This window comes from Azospirillum sp. B4, from assembly GCF_000333275.1.
Lineage (GTDB): Bacteria > Pseudomonadota > Alphaproteobacteria > Azospirillales > Azospirillaceae > Nitrospirillum.
The window spans coordinates 1-18710 of record NZ_BACU01000220.1 but is presented as its reverse complement, the minus strand read 5'-3'; the positions used below and the strand labels follow the sequence as shown (position 1 = coordinate 18710).

Here is an 18710-nt window from a genome sequence, read left to right as displayed (position 1 = left end):
GGCTTACGGCGCCGACATGGACGCGCTGAGGCCCAGGGGCTGGGTCTTGGAGCGCAGCGGCACGACGGAGGGCATGTTGCAGCGGGTGCGTCATGGCCGGGCGGACTATTGCGTCCTGGTGCACCGGAATGGCCTTCATCTGCTGGAAACACTGCGGCTGGCCGGTGACCTGGCGCCCCTGCCCTTCGCGCTGGCCCCTCTGCAGGTGCGCATGCTGCTCCGGCGCGACGGCCCTCTGGCCAACCGGCTGGACGTGTTGAACGCCTTGATCACCAAGGCCTGAAACCCGGCACACGCCTCCGAAAGGTGTCGTGTATACTTGTCTTGGGGGGTGTCGTGTCTGTATTCTCTGACGGTTAGCCGCCCCGCCCGCCGCATCGGAACCCCACGCCATGACCGGCAAACGCTCCCTCATCGAATTCGTCATCGTCCTGCTGGCCTATGGCCTGCTGATGACCCTGGCGATGGTGGCCCTGAACAACGGCTGGGTTCAGGGTGGCACCCGCACCGTGGTGGCCCTGGCGCCCCTGGTGGCCTGCGCCGGCATCTGGTGGGCGGTCGTGCGCCACCTGAAAAATTGCGGCCCGGAGGAGGCGCGCGTCCAGTTGATCGCCATCGGTTTCGCCTTCGCCGGCACGGCCCTGCTGACTCTTACCTATGGCTTCCTGGAAATCGTGGGTTTCGCGCACCTATCCATGTTCTGGTTGCCGCCGCTGATGGTTCTTCTTCTGCTGCTGGGCCAGCTTCTTGGCCGGCGCCTCGCCGCATCCTCGGCGGAGGGTGAGGCGGATGACGAGGAGTGAGGCCCGGGACCAGGGTCGGGGAAAGCCGTCATGAACAACCGCTTGCGTGAGATGCGCGCCCGCTATGGCTGGACCCAGGCCGATCTGGCCCGCCGGCTGGAGGTGTCGCGCCAAACGGTGAACGCGCTGGAAACCGGGCGCTATGACCCATCACTGCCGCTGGCCTTCAAGATTGGCCGCCTGTTCGGCTTGCCCATCGAGATGATCTTCCGTGACGACCCGTCACCCTGACGACGCACCCCCCTGATCAGAATTGCGGCCGGGGCGCCGGGTCGGCCAGCAGGGCGCGGGCGCCCCGGCGCAGCAGACGGGTGCCAAGGACGTAGCACAGCCCCGCCAGCAGCAGGGCCACGGGAATGATGCCATAGCCCAGCAACTCCGCGCTGGGGTCCCAGACGCCGGCCGAGGTGACGCCGAACTGTACGGCGCCATGCGGGCCCGCCCACAGGCCCACCTGCCCCGGGATGATGGGCTTCAGCAGCGCGGTCACGGCGAAGGCGCCGCCTATCATATACAACACGAAGGCGCCCAGGCCGGCCATCAGGGACACGGCGCTGCGCCCGCCCCGGTCCAGCAGGGCCAGCACCAGCGGCAGAGGGGAGGTACCGGCCAAGGCGCCCGACAGCTCGAACTCCTGCACGAAGGCGCGGGCGAAGTCGTGGGGCGGACCCAGCTTGCGCAGGGCGTCGTCCAGCGCCGCCTGCCCCTGTCCCAGGCGATCGGTCAAGTGGGCCTGGATTTCCAGCACGATCCGCTGGCGGTCGCCGTCCGGCAACGGACGCAAGGCCCAGCCCAGCCTCCGCAGGTACAGCACCGCCACCGGCGGCAACGATGATGTCCCGTCAAGTTCCATGACCGTCCCCTCCTTCACCCGGGATACCCTTCTCCACCAACGCCGTCAGGGTCTGGCGGAAGCCCTTCCACACCCCCCGCATCTCCGTCAGCAGGGCCTGCCCCGCCGGCGTCAGGGCATAGTATTTGCGCGGATGGGGCACACCGGCGTCGAGCGACCAGCGGGCCGTCAACTTGCCGTCCCGTTCCAGCCGGTTCAGCAGCGGATAGAGCGCCCCTTCCGACACGACGGCCTCCGCCGCCGCCAGGATTTCCAGCCCATAAGCTTCCCCCCGACCGAGGATGGCCAGAACCACCAGCTCGGCCGCCCCCTTCCGCAACTGCGTCTGCCAGCTTGACACGTCCATGGAGATACTGTTTCACACGGTACCATGTTATGCAAGATACCTGGCGATTCTCTGCCCTGGGTCGGCCAGTGCCCCAGTCAAGCCAAGGCTTCGGCCAGGGCGCGCAGCACGTCTGGATTACGGGGCATGGTGACATGGGCGCCATCCACCGCCACCACCCGGCCCAGGGGCTCGGGCACCCAGCAGCTTTGCCAGGCGACCACGCCGTCATCCCGGCTGTAGATCGCGATGGTGGGCATGGGCAGGGGGCTGGAAAGGTGCGCCGGATCCAGATCCCCCGGATAATGGCGGGCGCACAGACGGATCAAGGGTTCCAGCGGGGTGGCGGTGGGCAGGCGCACGGGGCTGCCGATGGTCACCACCCGGCGCACCTGATCCGGCCGGTCCCGCGCCAGGTCACGCGCCAGGAGGCCGCCCATGCTGATCCCCACCAGATCCACCGGCTCGCCAGCAACCCCGCAGACCTCGTCCAGCCGGCGGCGCAAACCGGCCCGGGCCGCGGCCGTGGGGCCCCAGTTGACACCCTGCCCCCAGGTCACGGGCGCGTGGCCGCACCGTGCCAGGAAAGTCCGCAACGGTCGGGTGAAGGCGTCATTGGTCAGGAAGGCTGGGATGACCAGGACGGTGCGGTCGCCCACCGGTTGGGGCGGCGGCGGGGCGGGACGGTAGCTGCGCAGCGACCAGAGCTCTCCCCATAAGCCACGGATGGTCGGCCGGGCCATCGCCCCCGTTCGATCGAAAACGCCCGTCAAATCATGCATAACCAGCACCTCACCCCCGAACGATCGGGGACGGGGCGGGAAATCGTCAAGCGCGGGAACGGCACCCTAACCCGAATGACCTATCGCGGCATGGGCCGCCAGCGCGTCGGCCAGGGCACCGACGACGCCCGGCCAGTCCCCCGGACGGGTCTGGCGGAACAGGCTGGCCGTGGGATACCAGGGGCTGTCCGTCCGGCGCGACAGCCAGCGCCATTCGGAACCAGTGTCCAGCATCAGCCACAGGGGCCGGCCCAGCCCGCCCGCCAGATGAGCCACGGCCGTATCCATGCTGATGACCACGTCCACCTGGGCCAGGATGGCGGCGGTGTCGGCGAAGCTGCCAAGGCCATCGGCCACGTCCAGGAAGTCCTCCCGCACGGCCAAGGGCAGACCAACCGTTTCCAGGTCCCGGCGACCATCGTCCGTCTGGACGGACACCCACCCCACCCGGCCGCTCAACCGGGGATCGGTCAGCAGCGGCAGCAACGGGGCCAGGCGGGGCGCCCGGTGCCGGTGATAGGGGAAATGGGTCGATCCGGCCCAGCTGAGCGCCACGCGAACCGGCGGCAGCGTGTCCAGCACGCCGGTCCAGCGGGCGGCCGCATCGGCCGGCGGCGCCAGATAGGGAACGGTTTCCGCGGCATAGCCCAACCCCGTACCCGCCAGTGACAGCAGCGCCACGCAGTCCGCCTGCACCCATCGCTGCCCGGCCAATGGCGGCGGCAACGGCTGTCGCAGGACACTCGCCTCCTCCACCAGACCGGACGCCACGATCAGGTCCACCAGGTTGGCCATGCCCCGGAAGACGACCCGCATGCCGGCCGCCCGCAGGGGCCGGGCGTAGCGGATGAAGTGCAGCACGTCACCATGCCCCCGGACGGCGGTGATGACCAGATGAGTGCCCGCCCTCACCGCGCCATCCCACACCGGAATGTCCGGCAAGGCCGGCGCCTGGCCCGGCATGCGGGATCGCCAAGCGAAATGGGGGGCGCCGCCCACCACGTCACCCTGTTGTAGCAAGGCCATGCCCAGCCCCTGGTGCAGCACCGCGATGTTGGCGTCCAGCGTCACCGGATGGCTGGACAAGGCCGTGCGGAAGCTGTCCTCCGCCGCCCGGGGATCGCCCCGGCGCAGGGCGATGAAGCCCCGGTTGGCGTGGGCTTCCGCCGAGTGGGGGTCCAGCGCCAGGGCGGCGTCAACCTGGTGCGCCGCCTGGTCGACGTTGTTGGTGTCGATTAGCGCGGCCGCCGCCGTGACACGCAGATCCGCCCGGTCCGGCGCCGCCTCCACGGCCCGCAGGATGGGCCCAAGGGCGCGGTCCGGCTCATGCGCCGCCAATAGGGCGATGGCCAGGTCGCGCCAGGCGGACACGCCGGGCGCGACCTCGGCCCGCTCGGTCGCCACCGCTACCGCCTCCCGCGGCAGGCCGCAGGCGCACAGCGCACGGGTCAGGTTGCCCTGGACCCGTGCACGGTCGGCGGGCATCTGGTCTGGCGCCAGATGCTCCAGCGCCAATCGGTAGGCGGCGGCGGCGGCGAAGGGGTCGCCTTGGGCGAAGCGCGCGTCGCCCAGGTCGCTCAGCAGGCTGCCGCGCACACCGATGACCAGCAGCGCGTTGTTCAGCACCTCCGCCGCTTCCGCCGGCCGGCCCAACTGGTACAACGCGGCTGCATGATTGCGGTGATGGTCCAGCACATGGGGTGCATGACGGACGGCCTCAGCGAAGTGGCCCACGGCTGCCTCGTCCCGGGTCTGCAGAGACAGCACGCCCAGCATGTTCCAGGCGTCGGCATAGGTATCGTCGTCCGCCAGCGCGTCCCGGCACAGGCGCGCGGCACCACCCGGATCGTTAGCCGACAGCCGCTGGCGAGCGAGCGCCAGCAGGCGAACCGCATCCCCCTGGGGACCGCCCCCGGATGCGCCAGTGGGCGGCGGCGACGCTGCCGCAACCTTCGCCGCCACCTCTTCCCGCCAGGGCGCATCCGGGGCCAGATCCAAAGCCCGGCGCCAGCTGGCCACCGCCTCATCCCCGCGCCCCAGGTCGGACAGGACCAGCCCCAGGCTGAGATGCAGGTCGGCCATGGCGCCGAACCGGACCAGGGCCTGGCGGATATGGGCCTCCGCCTCGGGGAGGCGGCCGGTCTGGGCCAGCGCCATGCCCAGCAGGTGGGCCGCGTCGCCACGGCCGGGGTCGCCGGCAAGCACCTGGCGGTATATCGCCTCGGCCGCCTCGATCTTGCCCGCCTTGTGCAGACCCACGGCATAGCGCACCAGGTCGTCGGCTTGGAATGTCTCGCTCATGGCTGGCGGCTTTCCTTCGAGGCGGCGCGCGGAGATAGGGTGCGCATGGGAACAAACTATCCGTTTTGTCGCATCATTGAGGCTAAAGCGCGTTTTGCAAGCATCAGCCTTACCCCTTATCTTCCAGCAAGCCGGAGGGGTCGACCCGGTCCCGTCCGGACCCAATAGGAGGAAGGCCCATGTCCCAGTCCCGAGTTCCATCCCCCGCCCGGCACATCACGCCCACGGATACCCCTGCCACGCCCCAGACGGCGGCGGCCGTCGCGGCCGCCCTGGCCGGTGCCCTCGCCCTGGCCGCCTTCGCGGGACCGGCCCACGCCGCCGACGCGACCGAAAAGTGCTACGGCATCAGCAAGGCCGGCCAGAACAGCTGCGCCAACGCCAGCGGCACCCATTCCTGCGCCGGCCAGTCCACCAAGAACTACGACGGCCAGGATTGGAAGGCGGTGAAGGCCGGCACCTGCGCCAGCATGGGCGGCAAGACGGAGGCCTTCAACGGCACCGGCACGCCCAAGGACGGCAAGTAAGCCGGCACGCGGGCGGCAGGGCTACCGGATGGGCAGCCCTGCCGCGCCGGTCCCTGGGGCATGATCCCTTCGTCCCCACCCCATGAAGCAGGCCCGTCCCCATGGCATTGGCAGCGTACCGCCGGACCCGGCGCCTTTGGTTTTCCCGCGAAGGCTGGCAGCGGCGGTTGGTGTTCTGGGGCGGCGGCGTGCTGGTGGGCCTGGCGGCCGTCATTTTCGCCACGCTGGCGGACGCGGTGCAGGAGCTGTTCGCGGGCGCCATCGCCAGCCGGCCTTGGCTGCCCTTGCTGGTGACACCCGCGGGCCTGGCCCTGTCGGCCTGGCTGACCCGGTCCTATTTCCCCAACGCCGGGGGCAGTGGCATTCCCCAGGCCATCGCCGCCCGTGAACTGACCGATCAGAGGGAGCGCACGGCCCTGGTGTCCATCCGCCTGGCGGTGGGCAAGGTCCTGCTGACCTTGGTCGGGCTGGGCGTGGGCGCCTCCATCGGGCGCGAGGGGCCGACGGTGCAGGTGGGCGCCTCGCTCATGCATCGCGTGGGGGCCAGTTTCGGCGGGCGCTTCCCCGGCCTGCTGCTGGCGGGAGGTGCCGCCGGCGTGGCCGCCGCCTTCAACACGCCCCTGGCCGGCATTGTCTTCGCCATTGAGGAGATGGGGCGCGCCTTCGACATGCGCACCGGCGCCCTGGTGCTGGCCGCCGTGACGGTGGCGGGCGCCGCCCCCTTGGCCATCCAGGGCGACTATCTCTATTTCGGCCAGAGCACGGCACACATGGCCACATGGCAGGACTGGACCCTGGTGCCACTGTGCGGCGTGTTGGGCGGCCTGGCCGGGGGCGCCTTCAGCCGGGTTGTGGTGCGCATGGCCAAGGGCATCGGCCATTGGCCGGGCCGGGCTGGACGGGCCGGACGATGGATCAAAGCCCACCCTGTCCCCTTCGCGGCGCTGTGCGGCCTGGCCTTGGCCCTGCTGGGCCTGGCCACCGGCGGCGACACCTACGGTACGGGTTACGCCCAGGCCAAGGCCCTGCTGGAAAGTGCCAGCCACCCGGATGCGGCGGCCGCCGTCTCCCCCCTGTTCGGGCCGGCCAAGTGGCTGGCCACGGCCTTGTCCTCCATCAGCGGAATCCCGGGCGGCATCTTCTCCCCCTCCCTGGCGGTGGGCGCGGGGGTGGGCGCGGAATTGGGGCGCCTGGTGCCGGGGGCCAATCCCGAGGTCGCGGTGCTGGTCGGCATGGTGGGGTATTTCGCCGGCGTGGTGCAGGCGCCGATCACCGCCTTCGTCATCGTGCTGGAGATGACGGGCAACCATGCCCTGGCCGTGCCCATCATGGCCGGCAGCCTGATCGGCTGCGGCGCGGCCCGCATGATGGGGGCGGAAGCCATCTACCACGCCCTGTCCCACGGCTTCCTGGACCGGGCGCACCAGGCCATCAAGGCCCGGGGGCCTTCCGGCGCACGCTGATCCCACCCCTGGCTGGAAGCCGCCTTCCACATCGCCGCTGGCGTCGGTGTGCCGCTGGACGCCGGTGTCAGGTATGACGGGCGACTTGACCAACGGCCTATACCGGGTTTCGGGTCCATCACCGTATATTGCATACGATAAGAACCCCGCCTGGAGCCTTCACGCCATGATCCGATCCGTCGCCCGCGCGCTCGCCGCGCCCGTCCTGCTGGGCACGCTGCTGCTGGCCAGCGCCGCTCCCGCCGAACCGGTGAAACCCCTCACCAGGGAAGGCGATGTGACGGTGAAGGATTTCACGTTCAGGAGCGGGGAGAGCCTGGCCGACGTGCGGCTGCACTACACCACCCTGGGGACGCCGCACCGCGACGCCAAGGGCCACGTCGACAACGCCATCCTGATCCTGCACGGCACCGGCGGCACCGGCGCCCAGTTCCTGCGCCCCCAGTTCAGCGACGTGCTGTTCCAGCCGGGCGGGGTGCTGGACCCGGCGCGCTATTTCATCATCCTGCCTGACGACATCGGCCACGGTAAGTCCAGCAAACCCAGCGACGGACTGCGTGCCCGCTTTCCCAAGTACGACTATGACGACATGGTGGCGCTGGAGCATGAGCTGGTGACCAAGGGCCTGGGCGTGGACCACCTGCGCCTGGTCATGGGCACCTCCATGGGCTGCATGCACGCCTTCGTCTGGGGTGAGACCTATCGGGGGGCCATGGACGCGCTGATGCCGCTGGCCTGCCTGCCGCAGACCATCGCCGGCCGCAACCGCCTGTGGCGCCAGATGTCCATCGCCGCCATCAAGGCCGATCCGGCCTGGCAGGGCGGGGAGTACAAGACCCAGCCCAAGGAAGGCCTGCGCACCGCCGCGGCCCTGCTGGCCATCGCCGGCAGCGCGCCCATCCAGATGCAGAAGACCTATCCGACGCGCGAGGCCGCGGACGCCGCGGCGGAAAAGATCCTGACGGTGGACACGATGGAGGCTAACGACCTGATCTATCAGCTGGACGCCTCGCGCACCTATGACCCCTCGCCCAAGCTGGAAACGATCACCGCCCCGGTTCTGTGGATCAATTCCGGTGACGACTTCATCAACCCGCCGGAACTGGGCTTGGCCGAGCCCCTGGCCAAGCGTATCCCGCACGGCCAATTCGTCCTGATTCCGGCCAGCGATCAGACCCACGGCCATGGCAGCCACACGTGGGCCGTGCTGTGGCAGGACAAGCTGGCCGACCTGCTGGCCAGGACGGCGCCCAGGCCCTGATGGGGCGCGGGCAGAGGGCGCCCGAACGAAGTGGACCACCCCATCGTCGTCGACCGTCGCCTATGGGGCAACGTGGGTCTGGGCTTCGTCTTCAAATAAGCCTCAATACCCGGGCTGCAGCATGGGCAGCACGTCCTCGACGTGGCCATCGTTGCGCTCCCCCTCGATGCTTAGAAGGCGGACCAACAGGGGGTAGACGTCGAGGTTGGGGAATTCGGGCACGACGGCGCCGTGCCTGAAAGCCGGGCCGTGGGCCACGAACAGGGCGCGCATGGCCGGGCTGGCGTTGTCATAGCCATGGTCGCCCAACGGGGCCGGCTTGTCCTTGTGCTTTTCCAGGTTGGCCCGCGTCGTCACCACCCAGCCGTCATCCGCCAGGCAGAGGATTGCGGGCACACGGGCATTGGCGCCATAGCGGAACCGGGCGGGCAGATCCGACTTGCGCCAGCACTCCATGTGATCGTGCCGCCCCAGCAGCCTGGCCTCCACATCGGAACGTCCCGGCGCGACCGACAGGCCGGCCAACGGACCCGTCGCCACCACGTGAAGGGCGGCGGCGTCCGCCAGGTCGTCCAGGACCACCTGCCGGTCCGGCGCCGTGGCGGTCATGCCGTGGTCGGCGACGATGACCAGGTTGACCTTGTCGAACAGGTCACGCCGCTTCAATCCGTCGACCAGGCGGGCCAGGGCCTTGTCGATCTGGACGGCGGCGGTCGGTCCCTCCTCGCGCTCGATATGGTCGGGCTGATCGAAATAGAGGGCGAAGAAGGTTGGGCGCTGATCGCCAGGCAGGTCCAGCCAGCCCAGCAGGGTGTCCACCCGCTGGTCCGGGGTCACCTTGGCATCGAATGGCAGCCAGTGGTCCGGCCGAATGCCCTGGATGGGCGCCTGCGATCCCGGCCAGAACACGGTGGCGCTATGGCGCCCCTGCTCCTGCACGCTGACCCACAGCGGCGTCGCCTGGTTCCACCAGCGCGCGTCGGACACGGCGGCCTGATCGCCCATGGTGAAGGACCCCAGCTCCGCGTCCTCCATGGTGTTGTTGACGATGCCGTGATGATCGGGCGTGAGACCGGTCACCAGGGTGTAGTGATTGGGGAAGGTCAGCGACGGAAAAGATGGCCGCATGGACACGGCCCGCACCCCGTCAGCGGCCAGGGCGGCCAGGGTGGAAGTCTGGCCCCGGTCGATGAGATCGGCCCGAGCGCCGTCGATGGACACGAGGATGACCGGCGGCGGCACGGTGTCGGCCACATAGGCCGGTGGCGCCGGAGCGGTACTGCCGGGCAAGGGTGTGCCGTTGGGAATGTCGATGCAAGCACCCAGCCCCGCCAAGGCGAGCCAAGCCACGGCCAGACCCATCCGGCCCCCCTTCCAGAAATACCCCATGATGCCGATACGCCCCCGATGTGACCCCGAATTACCGGAGTGACACGGGCGCCGGCCGCCTCACCCGTCGCCCAGCGGGCCCTCAAACAGCCCGCTGGCGGCGACGGAGCGATGAATTCAGGCCCTGCCTTGGCGTTATGAACTCACAATAAAGCCCCCGGGGAAGGGGATCCCCCGGGGGTTTCGCCTGACGCACCGGCAAGGGAGATGGACGATGCCCTGCCAGTGTCCATCATCCGTTAACGCGGATTATCCGGCTGGCTGGTGGAACCGGTGGTGCCGCTGTCGGGGCTGGACGGCGCCGGGGGTGGCGGGGCCGATTCATCATTGCTCTGGCCGGGATCGGTCTTCTTCTGCGCCATGTGCTTGGACGACTTCTTGGACGATTTGGCGTGCTTGCCCTTGTCGTCGTTCGGGTCATGGGGCGGCAAGGGCTGCACCACCGGCGGCTTTTCCGTCACCGCCTGGCCCGAGGGGGAACTGGACGATGAGAAGGAGGAGTTCTGGTCCGACGGCGCCGGCGGCATGGTGCTGTCGGTCGCGGTATCAGACTGGCCGCGGTCACCCGGTAACGTGTGGGAGTTGGACGGGCTGGGGCTGGTCGCGTCCGGCGCCGGCGGCACGGTCGAGGGCGTGGTGCCGCGGCTGGGGATGGGCGTGCCTTCCGACTGCGGCGTATTGGGCATGGGCGTGCCCTCCGGCGGCGCGCTCTGCGCCCACGCGGCGGCGCTCAAGACGGGAGCGGTCGCAAGGCCGGCGGCCAGGGTCAGCGCGGTCGCCGTGCGGGCCCAGCCCGCGGTGGTCAACGTCGTGAACATGGTGTCGTCCTCCATTCCTGGTAAGAAACTTGTGACGTTCAGGGGACCGCCCAAAGGTGTCGAAAAAACGTCGCGACACCGCAAATACTGTGATGAGGGCGGGGGTATCTCTTTTGCCCCGGCGCGGCGATGTCGATAATGAGCAGCGGCGCCGGAAGGGTGGCGGTTATGAAAACGCCCCGGGGGCTTGAAAGTTCCCCGGGGCGAATTTCTGCCGGCCGGGCCGCCGGCACCAGGCGGGTTACCCCACCAAAGTCAGGCCGACGCCTTAGCCATGCGGGTGATGGACGACGACCGGGTGCACCCGATGATGGACATGGTGCACATGATGGTGATGATGATGGGCGCGATGCGCCACCCGGTGATGGACCACCTCCGCCTGGGCGCTGCCGGCCGTCATGAGCGGCGCGAGGGCCAGACCGAAGGCCAGGGTCAGGGCAGCGAGCCCGCGGCGGCGCCAGGACGGGCCGGCGGACGGACCGATGGTCGTGGGGCGGGTCAGCACAGGCATGGGTTCGATCCTTCTGACATTAACCGAGGCCCGGCCGCGCCGGGCACCTTCAGAAGACCGCCCAAAATTGGCGAAAAAGCGCCGCACGGCGGGATTTAATGCGGCCTTCCCTGGGCAGCCGTCATTCCCAGCCCGCGCACTGCGGGGTCAGGGGCCATGTCCAGGCCGTACATTAGGGAATTCATTCACAGAGCCCGGATTTATGGGGCAGCCGTTCCAGCTTCCAGCCCCCACGCGACGGTTTGTTATAAAAGTCGCCCACAATTTCGCTGACGGCCGTTGGCGGCGGGCTGTACTGTCGGCCCGGTTCTGACCCCGAGGAGCTACCATGTCCGGCGCCGAGCACCACGCCCCCGCCATCCATCCCGAACTGAAGCGCCTGCGCGACAGCATCGACAACATTGATGCCGCCCTGATCTACATGCTGGCGGAACGGTTCAAATGCACCCAGCAGGTGGGCGCGCTGAAGGCCCGCATCGATCTTCCCAGCAGCGATCCGGGCCGCGAGGCGGCACAGATCGAACGCCTGCGGGGCCTGGCCGAGGGCGCCCATCTGGACCCGGACTTCGCCGCCAAGTTCCTGAACTTCATCATCACCGAAGTCATCCGCCACCACGACAGCTTCCGTACGCCGGACCGGGCCTGACACCATCAGCGGCGCGGCAGGACGCCCGGATCATCCCGGTGATTGGGCGGCTGCGGCTTCGCCGGTTCAGGATGCTGTTGCGGCTGGGGACGTTGCGGCTCCGGCCGCGCCTGGGGCGGCGGGCCATGAGGCGGCTCAGCATGCGGCGGCTCAGCGCGCGGCGGTTGCGGACGGGCCGGCTGCTCCATATGCGGTGATGGTTCGGGCCGCGTCTGCGGCGGGGGACGGAACTCCCGTTGAAAATCCCGCTGGGGCTCCCGCTGGGGCTCCCGTTCAGGAGGCGGTGACGGACGTTCGGGCGGGCGGGGCGGCTCCGCCTGCGGCTGCGAACCTGATGGCCGGGAATGGGGCGCCTGGGAAGGTTCCGGCCGTGGCCATTCGGGGCGCCCCCCATCCGGACGGCGCGCTTCACCCGGCGCCGTCGGACCATGCGGCATCGCGCCCGGCAGGGGACGGTCCGGACCAGACTGGGCCGGACCAGGTTGGGCCGGACCGGATTGGACGGGGCCCGGCTGATCCTGGGGCCGCCGCTGCGGCTCCTGCGCCGAGGGGCGCGCGTGATCCGGCGGCGGGTTGGAGCCAGGCCGTTCCGGGGCCCACGGGCGCACGGGCGGTGGTCCCGGCGGCTGGTCATGGTCGCGCAGGGGCGGCAGCCCGCCGGGCCCTCTGTCGGCCAGGGTGCCAGGCTGGTCCGGACGCATGCCGGGTTCATCTGGCTGACGCTGTCCCGGGTGGACGCTATCTGGGCGGTTGTTATTGGCCCACGGCCGGTCCGGGCGTGAACCCCTGTCCGGGCGTGGATCACCGTTCGGCCCACGCAGGTCCAGATGCCGGGGGCCGCCGCCCTCTGGCCGTGGCTGAAACTGCGGGCCGGGGCTGGGCGGCCGCTGGCTGGGGCCCGCGCCGGGGGGTGGGCCCGGCAGATGCAGGCGCTGGGCCAGCTGTGGTGTGACACCGGCGGTGGCGGCCGTGGGCAATACCGGCGGACGCCCTATCACGGCGCGGACGTTGGCGAACTGCCGCTCGTCCAGCGGGCGGGCGCCACCACCATCATGGTGGCCCCAGCGCCGGCCGTCACCCATGGCCTCGGCCGGCATCATCGATGCGCCGCGCCGGTTGGCGTAATTGTTGATGGTGATGTTGGTGATGTTGTTCACGACCGTCAGGTTCCGTACTGCCGGCCGGTTCACATATTCCACATAGCGCGGGCTGGCCCGGTACCAGGGGCGGTAGGGTTCCTGCCAGCCCAGCGGGCACCAGCCCACGGGCGGGCCGCCGACGCTGATGCCGACGGTCACGCCGGAGCCGAAGAAGGCAACCAGGGCGGGGGCGTAGACCGGCGGGGGCGGTGGGCCGTTGATAACGGCGCCGGCGGGCGCCCAGGCCCAGCGCCCACCGATATCCACCCAGCGGCCATAGTGGAAGGGCGCGAAACCCCACGGCGCGTCGTCGATCCACGTCCAGCCCCACGGCGCCACATAGGCCCAGCGGCCCTGGCGATAGGGCGCCCATCCGGGCTCGACCTGGGGATACCAGACCTGGCCATAATCCGGTGTCGCCTGCCAGCTGCCGTAGGTTGCCAGATCCTCCGCCCCCGGCATGGCGGCCACCGCTGGCGGCAGCGGGGAGGAACCGACACGGTCCGCGGCCAGTGCCGCCGTGAGGAAGGAATCGCGTTCCGCCGGCCCCACGGTGACGTCCGGCGGCGTGTCGCCGGAGATTTCCCCGGTCTGGCCGCTGGTGAAGCGCAGGGACAGGCCATCGCCGGCGAGGCGCGCCACGCCTTCCAGCACGGTGACGCGGGTGGGGGTGTCGCTGTCGCCGGCCGCCACCTCATACCGGCCGGGGGCGTCCAGCGTGACCGTGCCGCGCGGGGTTCGCAGGCTGTAGCTTTCGCCCGGCAGCAGGCCGCGTATGCGCACATAGACCCGGCCCTGGGCCAGCTCGGCCGTCAGGGTACGGTCATCGAGCGTGTCGATATCCAATTCGGTGGAACCGTCCATCACCATGCGGGTGGTGGAAACGTCCACCGTGGCGCTGGCGCCCGGCTCGGTCCAAAGGGCGTTGCCGCTGGTCAGCGGATAGTTGGGGGTCGCGGCCTCCCATTCGGTGGCGTCAGCGGTATGGAAGGAGACGGTGCCCTGCACCCGCGCCAGGCGCCCCACCCGGGCGGGCGGGTCACCGGCATAGGGGTTGGCGTCGGCGTCGTAGGCCGCGACATCGTCCTGCGCCCGGGCCGCACCGCAGGCGATGGGCGATACGGCCAGCAGCACCGCCAACGCCGTCATCGTGCCACGGAAAAGACCCATCCGCAGCAGGGCGGAAGGACGGTGAGGCGGCGCTAGTCTGGGCATGATGGCAGGTTCCACCCCGGTTTATTCAGGCCATCCCAGGCTGCGCGCCGATGGTGGCATAACTGCGACGAATGATGGCCCCTATTTCGACAGGGGGCGATTCATATTGCCCGGACCTGAACCGCGCGCGCAGAGTGCGGCCCGCGTCAGGTTCCGTGAAGGAAGGTCAGATCATGCCGATGTCGTTGGATGCGGTGCGCGCCCGGTTCGAGGCGGACAACGCCAGCCTTCTGCCCCGGGTCCAGGCCTTCCTGGCCGACATCCTGCGCACGCCCGCGTCCCATGCCCGCTTCATGAACGAACTGTCCCTGATGGAGCATATGGGCAGCCACAAGATCATGGCCACCCAGCACGGCGCCGGCATGGACCAGCCGACCCTGAAGCACCTGGCGGAAGAGGCGCGGCACGCCTTCTTCTTCAAGCGCCATGCCGAGGGGGTGGCCCGCCGCCCCATGGACTATGTCCAGGCCGACTTGCTGTCGCCCGCCGCAGGCCGGCTGTATTTCCAGAAGCTGGACATCGCGCTGGAACAGGCGCTGGTCGGCGAACCGCCCCGGTCCAAGGTGCTGTACCTGCACATGTCGCTGATCATCGAGTTCCGCGCCGTGTGGTTCTACAATCACTATGACGCGGCCCTGCGCCAGGCAGGCTCCAAAATCTCACTGAAAAGCCTGCTGGCGGAGGAGCAGGGCCACCTGGCCGACATGGCCGACCGGCTGGCGGCGCTCAATGCCTGGGATCCCGACCGCCTGCTGGCCATGTGCCGGACGGAAACCGACCTGTTCGGCACGCTTCTGGGGCGGTTGGAGCGGGCCATCGCCCCGCCAGCGCCGCTCGCCGCCTAACGCAAGGTGCGATCAGGTGATTTCCGCCTGATCGCGTTCCGCCCTATGCCACGCCGTCCAGCAGCAGGGGCCAGGCCCGGGCGTTGCGTTCCGCGAACACGCGCAAATGGCCGATGGCCTTGGCGCCGGCGTCGGCCGGGGTGATGACCTGGTGGCGGATGGTGGCGGCGGGGTAGAAATCCGCCAGGCGGCGCACCCGTTCCGGCGGCATCATCTGGTCGTCCTGGATGCCCACCAGGGTGACGGCGCCGGTCATCCGCTCCGGCACGGGGTGGGGCATGGACCGGCCCCAGTCCACCCGGTAGAAGCGACGCGACACGCACCAGCGCCGCCACTGCCAGAACACGCCCTTGGGCAGATCGGCGCCCAGGCCCAGCAGGCGCCCCGGCAGGTAGCCGCACAGCAGTGTGGCTAAAGGCCCCAGCAGGAACCAGAAGGCGATGACCGAAGGCATGTAGCTCCACGGATGCTTGGTCCAATGCGCCGGGCCGGACGCCACCGCGATCAGCCGCGCCACACGCCCGGCATTGGCGTGGAAGGGCAGGCACATGCCGCCCAGCGAATGGCCGATCACCCAGATCTCGGCCTCCGGGAAGCGGTCGCACAGGTGATCAAGGGCGGCGGCCTGGTCCACCACCCCCCACACCGCCATGGTGGCGTCCGACCGCGTGACGGGTCCGGCCGCGGACGCGCCGAAGTCGCGATAATCATAGGTCAGCACCGCCGCGTCGCGCGCCCCGGCCAGCCAGGTGGCGAAACGGGCGTAATAGTCGCGCGGCACGCCGGTGGCGCCGTGCAGGACCACCGCCACGGCGGGCGATCGCCCATCCGGCGGCAGCACCAGCCGGCCAGCCAGTTCGGCGCCGTCGGGCGTGGCGATGCGTACCGCCTGTTCCGTCGTGTCCCCTGACATCACCGCCCCTCCCGGCCCTGGCTCCGCGACCGTTCTATGGTGATCGCCATAGAACGGATATCACTAGACCGACCGACATACAATTGGCATGAAGGGACATGCCTCGCCTGTCCGACGCCAAGAAGCATTTCGTCGACACCGCCGTGACCTTGTTCCGGCGCAAGGGCTATAACGGCGTTGGCCTGAACGAGATCATCGCCGTCAGCGGCGCGCCCAAGGGGTCGTTCTACCATCACTTCCCCGGTGGTAAGGAGGAGCTGGCGGAAGAGGCGGCCCGCCTGGCCGGCCACCGCATCGCCCGCATCATCGACCAGGCGTTCGCCGACGCGCCCACCTTCGCCGACGGCGTCCACGCCCTGATCGACACCATCGCCGGCTGGCTGGAAGCGTCGGACTGGCAGGACGGCTGCCCCGTCACCGCCCTGGTCATCGGCGCCATCCCGGATTCCGCGCGCCTGTCCGTCGTGGTGGCGGAGGTGCTGGAGGACTGGGCCGTGCGTACGGCCGGCCACGCCGAGCGGCTGGGCGCCAGCGACCCGCGCGACCGGGCCGCGAAATTCTTCATCGCGCTGGAGGGCGCTTGGCTGCTGGCCCGGGTGCAACGCTCCCGCGCGCCGTTCAAGCTGGCCGCCGCCATGATGCTGTGACACCGTTTCCCCCGCGCGCAACAAGGGGGACCATCATGCGTCTGTTGGGACTGATCGGCGGGATGAGTTGGGAAAGCACCACGCTTTACTACCGTCACCTGAACACCATCGCCCGCGACCGGCTGGGCGGCCTGCATTCCGCCCGGGTGCTGCTGTGGTCGGTGGATTTCGCCGAGGTGGCCGCCCTGCAGCACGCCGGCGACTGGGCCGGGGCCGGCGCGCTGATGGCCGATGCCGCCCGCCGGCTGCAGGATGCGGGCGCGGAAGCCTTGATGATCGGCACCAACACCATGCACAAGACGGCGGACGCCGTGCGCGCCGCGACCTCCATCCCCCTGCTGCACATCGCCGATGCCACCGGCCGGGCCCTGGCGGCGGCCGGCAGCAGTAGCCCCGCCCTGCTGGCCACCCGTTACACCATGGAGCAGGATTTCTATCGCGGGTACTTGTCCCGGCATTATGGGGTGGATGCGCTGGTGCCCGACGCCACCGGTCGCGAGAGCGTCCACCGCATCATCTATGAGGAATTGTGCCGTGGCATCGTGCGGCCGGAGTCCAAGGCCGCCATCCTGGACGAGGTGGCCCGGCTGCGCGAACACGGTGCCGACGGCGTCATCCTGGGATGCACCGAGATCGGCATGATCCTCAGCCAGGCGGACAGTGACCTGCCGGTATTCGACACCACCCACCTGCATGCGGAAATGGCCATGGATTTCGCCTTGGCGACTTCGCGTTAACAGATTAACGCGAAAAACTTTTACGCCTATGGATTGCATTCCGCCCCGGGCGCGGTAGCATAGCGCCGGTACGTCGCTGGCGGGGTGCAGTAGTGGACAAGTGGGTGAAGGGGGCCGTGGGCCTGGCCATCGCGGCCGTGGGCATCGCCGGATGGAATCTGGCGTGCGTCACCCTGCCCGTGGCTCGCGCGCTGGACCAGGATCCGCGCAACGGCCCCGTCCAGGTTGTGGCCTATCACCGGGGGCTGGTCCTGCCGGACACCCTGGTGGTGGACGTCTGGGGCGCCCAGCCTCCCGCCGGGTCGCTGGATGTGCTGCGGGCCCTGATGCAGGCGGCGGCGATCCTGGACGAGCACAACTATGAAACCGTCGTCCTGGCCTATCGTGGCCGACCCAGGTTCAAACTGCCCGGCTTCTATTTCCAGCAACTGGGCCATGATTATGACCGTGGCGAGGATACGACCAACCTGGTCCGCACCCTGCCGCAGAACGTACGGACCCTGGACGGGAACGCCGCGTTCGAGACGTGGACCGGCGGCATGCTGGGCGTCCAGGACCGGCAGATGGACGACGTGCAGACCTTCAGCCGCCGCTGGTGGATGGACGGCCGCCGTTTTTGAGGGACCTCACCGGTCGCGCAACAGGTGCACCCCACCGACGCTGGCCCCCAGTCGCGCCAGGTCGTCAGCCGCCGGGGGCGTCTCCACCGCCAGGCCGGCAACCCCGTAGCGGCCGGTCAAAACGGCGGGTGCCAGGCACCACCACACCTGGTCGCGGACGCTCCCGGGATGGGCCGCCAGGTAGGTATCGGTCGCCTGGTCGATGTCATCCAGCAGGGTGGGGGCGATGCCCCAATCCTGGTACAGCGCCGCGATCGCCTGGCGCAGGCGGGCGGCGTTCTGGCGGCGGGCGGCCAGGATGGCTTCTATCGTGGCATTCCCCAGGTCCGGCGGCAGCGCCGTCACGCCATCCTGGGCCAGGTTGGGCAGTTGGGCGCGGATGGCCTCCATCTGCTGGCCCAGGCGGGCGCGGGCGTCCGCCGTTTCGCGGGGGTCCAGGCTGTTTGTCGAATGGAATTCCAGCACCGCCCCGGCCGGCACCGTCTTGCGCCGCCCGGCCAGGAAGGGCAGCAACGCGCAGGCCGAGGCGCAGCGTCCCCGCACCACCACATCCAGCTGTCGCTCGTGGATCAGCCGCGCCATGTCCAGCGCCACCGCCACATCGCCACCGCCCGACTCCAGGATCAGGGTCCGCGTCTCCGGCGTCAGGTGGCGGGCCAGCAGTTCCGCATCCCCCACCGGATGTTCACCGGGCAGGAAGCGGCGGGGCAGGATCTCTCCCTGAAATGCCAGGGTGGTGTCATCCACCCGCCGCCATGCCCTGTCCTGATAGCCCTGCGCTTGACCCGCGATGGGAAGCAGCAGCAGGACCACCAGCGGACCGGCCAGGAATGGTGGCCGCCTCACGCGCGTAGGGACGGGTTGGCGGGCGGACAGGGTGGGGAGCGATGCATGGACGGCCGGCAATGGTGCGTC

The 18710-nt window shown here is 69.7% G+C and carries 21 protein-coding genes; 11 read left to right on the top strand and 10 right to left on the bottom strand.

Features of this window, described 5'->3' with window-relative positions; translation table 11 throughout:
* From I55_RS09620 to I55_RS09610, 3 genes are all read left to right on the top strand, one after another.
* Window positions 1-283: hypothetical protein (locus tag I55_RS09620; RefSeq protein ID WP_211100307.1), on the top strand; the 283-nt coding region annotated here is incomplete at its 5' end.
* Window positions 284-392: 109 nt separating this feature from the next.
* A complete protein-coding gene (locus tag I55_RS09615) occupies window positions 393-803 on the top strand; it encodes a hypothetical protein (protein ID WP_044560309.1) in 411 nt (136 codons plus the stop codon).
* A gap of 30 nt (window positions 804-833) precedes the next feature.
* Window positions 834-1034, top strand: coding sequence for a helix-turn-helix transcriptional regulator (locus tag I55_RS09610; RefSeq protein ID WP_044560308.1), 201 nt, complete (start codon window positions 834-836; stop codon window positions 1032-1034).
* A gap of 16 nt (window positions 1035-1050) precedes the next feature.
* Here the strand turns inward: I55_RS09610 and I55_RS09605 are convergent, their stop codons facing one another.
* The 4 genes from I55_RS09605 to I55_RS32930 all read right to left on the bottom strand — a co-directional run bounded on the left by I55_RS09605 (window position 1051) and on the right by I55_RS32930 (window position 5064).
* A complete protein-coding gene (locus I55_RS09605; protein WP_148293651.1) occupies window positions 1051-1656 on the bottom strand; it encodes a hypothetical protein in 606 nt (201 codons plus the stop codon).
* On the bottom strand, window positions 1646-2002 hold the full coding sequence (locus I55_RS09600; protein WP_044560306.1) for a PadR family transcriptional regulator: 357 nt from the start codon (window positions 2000-2002) through the stop codon (window positions 1646-1648). The genes I55_RS09605 and I55_RS09600 overlap by 11 nt, the downstream gene beginning before the upstream one ends.
* 77 nt (window positions 2003-2079) lie before the next feature.
* Window positions 2080-2724, bottom strand: coding sequence for a hypothetical protein (locus I55_RS09595; RefSeq protein WP_044560305.1), 645 nt, complete (start codon window positions 2722-2724; stop codon window positions 2080-2082).
* 105 nt (window positions 2725-2829) lie between these two features.
* On the bottom strand, window positions 2830-5064 hold the full coding sequence (locus I55_RS32930) for a tetratricopeptide repeat protein (RefSeq protein WP_049973990.1): 2235 nt from the start codon (window positions 5062-5064) through the stop codon (window positions 2830-2832).
* Window positions 5065-5243: 179 nt separating this feature from the next.
* Here I55_RS32930 and I55_RS09585 point away from each other — a divergent pair, with 179 nt between their 5' ends.
* From I55_RS09585 to I55_RS09575, 3 genes are all read left to right on the top strand, one after another.
* The gene (locus I55_RS09585) at window positions 5244-5591 is read left to right on the top strand and encodes a DUF2282 domain-containing protein (protein ID WP_083900978.1); all 348 of its coding nucleotides are present in this window, start codon (window positions 5244-5246) and stop codon (window positions 5589-5591) included.
* Between the two features lie 101 nt (window positions 5592-5692).
* Window positions 5693-7054: a chloride channel protein gene (locus I55_RS09580; RefSeq protein ID WP_044560304.1), complete on the top strand. Its 1362-nt coding sequence runs from the start codon at window positions 5693-5695 to the stop codon at window positions 7052-7054.
* Window positions 7055-7220: 166 nt separating this feature from the next.
* Window positions 7221-8315 (top strand): alpha/beta fold hydrolase, encoded by a 1095-nt coding sequence (locus I55_RS09575; RefSeq protein WP_044560303.1) that lies wholly within the window; start codon window positions 7221-7223, stop codon window positions 8313-8315.
* Window positions 8316-8417: 102 nt separating this feature from the next.
* On the opposite strand, the gene I55_RS09570 is transcribed toward I55_RS09575, so the two are convergent.
* The 3 genes from I55_RS09570 to I55_RS09560 all read right to left on the bottom strand — a co-directional run bounded on the left by I55_RS09570 (window position 8418) and on the right by I55_RS09560 (window position 11033).
* Window positions 8418-9677, bottom strand: a complete 1260-nt coding sequence (locus I55_RS09570; RefSeq protein WP_049973989.1) for an ectonucleotide pyrophosphatase/phosphodiesterase — start codon at window positions 9675-9677, stop codon at window positions 8418-8420.
* A 266-nt stretch (window positions 9678-9943) separates the two neighbouring features.
* Complete coding sequence (locus tag I55_RS09565) at window positions 9944-10522, bottom strand: hypothetical protein (RefSeq protein WP_148293650.1); 579 nt, start codon at window positions 10520-10522, stop codon at window positions 9944-9946.
* A gap of 268 nt (window positions 10523-10790) precedes the next feature.
* Window positions 10791-11033, bottom strand: a complete 243-nt coding sequence (locus I55_RS09560; protein WP_044560301.1) for a hypothetical protein — start codon at window positions 11031-11033, stop codon at window positions 10791-10793.
* Window positions 11034-11361: 328 nt separating this feature from the next.
* On the opposite strand from I55_RS09560, the gene I55_RS09555 reads away from it, so the two are divergent.
* Window positions 11362-11679: a chorismate mutase gene (locus I55_RS09555; protein ID WP_044560300.1), complete on the top strand. Its 318-nt coding sequence runs from the start codon at window positions 11362-11364 to the stop codon at window positions 11677-11679.
* A gap of 5 nt (window positions 11680-11684) precedes the next feature.
* Here I55_RS09555 and I55_RS09550 read toward each other — a convergent pair whose 3' ends face one another.
* Complete coding sequence (locus I55_RS09550; RefSeq protein WP_148293649.1) at window positions 11685-14033, bottom strand: FecR family protein; 2349 nt, start codon at window positions 14031-14033, stop codon at window positions 11685-11687.
* Between the two features lie 173 nt (window positions 14034-14206).
* Here I55_RS09550 and I55_RS09545 point away from each other — a divergent pair, with 173 nt between their 5' ends.
* Window positions 14207-14878, top strand: coding sequence for a hypothetical protein (locus I55_RS09545; protein WP_148293648.1), 672 nt, complete (start codon window positions 14207-14209; stop codon window positions 14876-14878).
* Window positions 14879-14921: 43 nt separating this feature from the next.
* Here I55_RS09545 and I55_RS09540 read toward each other — a convergent pair whose 3' ends face one another.
* The gene (locus I55_RS09540; protein WP_044560299.1) at window positions 14922-15791 is read right to left on the bottom strand and encodes an alpha/beta fold hydrolase; all 870 of its coding nucleotides are present in this window, start codon (window positions 15789-15791) and stop codon (window positions 14922-14924) included.
* Window positions 15792-15889: 98 nt separating this feature from the next.
* Here I55_RS09540 and I55_RS09535 point away from each other — a divergent pair, with 98 nt between their 5' ends.
* The 3 genes from I55_RS09535 (at window position 15890) to I55_RS09525 (ending at window position 17795) form a co-directional block, all read left to right on the top strand.
* On the top strand, window positions 15890-16438 hold the full coding sequence (locus I55_RS09535) for a TetR/AcrR family transcriptional regulator (RefSeq protein ID WP_044560298.1): 549 nt from the start codon (window positions 15890-15892) through the stop codon (window positions 16436-16438).
* A gap of 35 nt (window positions 16439-16473) precedes the next feature.
* Entirely contained in the window at window positions 16474-17175 is a 702-nt protein-coding gene (locus I55_RS09530) for an aspartate/glutamate racemase family protein (RefSeq protein ID WP_044560297.1), read from the top strand.
* Between the two features lie 104 nt (window positions 17176-17279).
* The gene (locus tag I55_RS09525; protein ID WP_148293647.1) at window positions 17280-17795 is read left to right on the top strand and encodes a hypothetical protein; all 516 of its coding nucleotides are present in this window, start codon (window positions 17280-17282) and stop codon (window positions 17793-17795) included.
* 6 nt (window positions 17796-17801) lie between these two features.
* On the opposite strand, the gene I55_RS09520 is transcribed toward I55_RS09525, so the two are convergent.
* The coding region (locus I55_RS09520) for a hypothetical protein (RefSeq protein WP_211100306.1) at window positions 17802-18710 on the bottom strand (909 nt) is incomplete at its 5' end.

Excerpts from the sequence above, each read along its gene's own strand:
- I55_RS09550 (WP_148293649.1), bottom strand. The coding sequence starts at position 14,033 with ATGCCCAGACTAGCGCCGCCTCACCGTCCTTCCGCCCTGCTGCGGATG.
- I55_RS09535 (WP_044560298.1), top strand. The coding sequence starts at position 15,890 with ATGCCTCGCCTGTCCGACGCCAAGAAGCATTTCGTCGACACCGCCGTG.
- I55_RS09580 (WP_044560304.1), top strand. The coding sequence starts at position 5,693 with ATGGCATTGGCAGCGTACCGCCGGACCCGGCGCCTTTGGTTTTCCCGC.
- I55_RS09530 (WP_044560297.1), top strand. The coding sequence starts at position 16,474 with ATGCGTCTGTTGGGACTGATCGGCGGGATGAGTTGGGAAAGCACCACG.
- I55_RS09570 (WP_049973989.1), bottom strand. The coding sequence starts at position 9,677 with ATGGGTCTGGCCGTGGCTTGGCTCGCCTTGGCGGGGCTGGGTGCTTGC.
- I55_RS09575 (WP_044560303.1), top strand. The coding sequence starts at position 7,221 with ATGATCCGATCCGTCGCCCGCGCGCTCGCCGCGCCCGTCCTGCTGGGC.
- I55_RS09540 (WP_044560299.1), bottom strand. The coding sequence starts at position 15,791 with ATGTCAGGGGACACGACGGAACAGGCGGTACGCATCGCCACGCCCGAC.
- I55_RS32930 (WP_049973990.1), bottom strand. The coding sequence starts at position 5,064 with ATGAGCGAGACATTCCAAGCCGACGACCTGGTGCGCTATGCCGTGGGT.
- I55_RS09605 (WP_148293651.1), bottom strand. The coding sequence starts at position 1,656 with ATGGAACTTGACGGGACATCATCGTTGCCGCCGGTGGCGGTGCTGTAC.
- I55_RS09595 (WP_044560305.1), bottom strand. The coding sequence starts at position 2,724 with ATGGCCCGGCCGACCATCCGTGGCTTATGGGGAGAGCTCTGGTCGCTG.
- I55_RS09615 (WP_044560309.1), top strand. The coding sequence starts at position 393 with ATGACCGGCAAACGCTCCCTCATCGAATTCGTCATCGTCCTGCTGGCC.
- I55_RS09545 (WP_148293648.1), top strand. The coding sequence starts at position 14,207 with ATGCCGATGTCGTTGGATGCGGTGCGCGCCCGGTTCGAGGCGGACAAC.
- I55_RS09610 (WP_044560308.1), top strand. The coding sequence starts at position 834 with ATGAACAACCGCTTGCGTGAGATGCGCGCCCGCTATGGCTGGACCCAG.
- I55_RS09555 (WP_044560300.1), top strand. The coding sequence starts at position 11,362 with ATGTCCGGCGCCGAGCACCACGCCCCCGCCATCCATCCCGAACTGAAG.
- I55_RS09585 (WP_083900978.1), top strand. The coding sequence starts at position 5,244 with ATGTCCCAGTCCCGAGTTCCATCCCCCGCCCGGCACATCACGCCCACG.
- I55_RS09565 (WP_148293650.1), bottom strand. The coding sequence starts at position 10,522 with ATGTTCACGACGTTGACCACCGCGGGCTGGGCCCGCACGGCGACCGCG.
- I55_RS09560 (WP_044560301.1), bottom strand. The coding sequence starts at position 11,033 with ATGCCTGTGCTGACCCGCCCCACGACCATCGGTCCGTCCGCCGGCCCG.
- I55_RS09600 (WP_044560306.1), bottom strand. The coding sequence starts at position 2,002 with ATGGACGTGTCAAGCTGGCAGACGCAGTTGCGGAAGGGGGCGGCCGAG.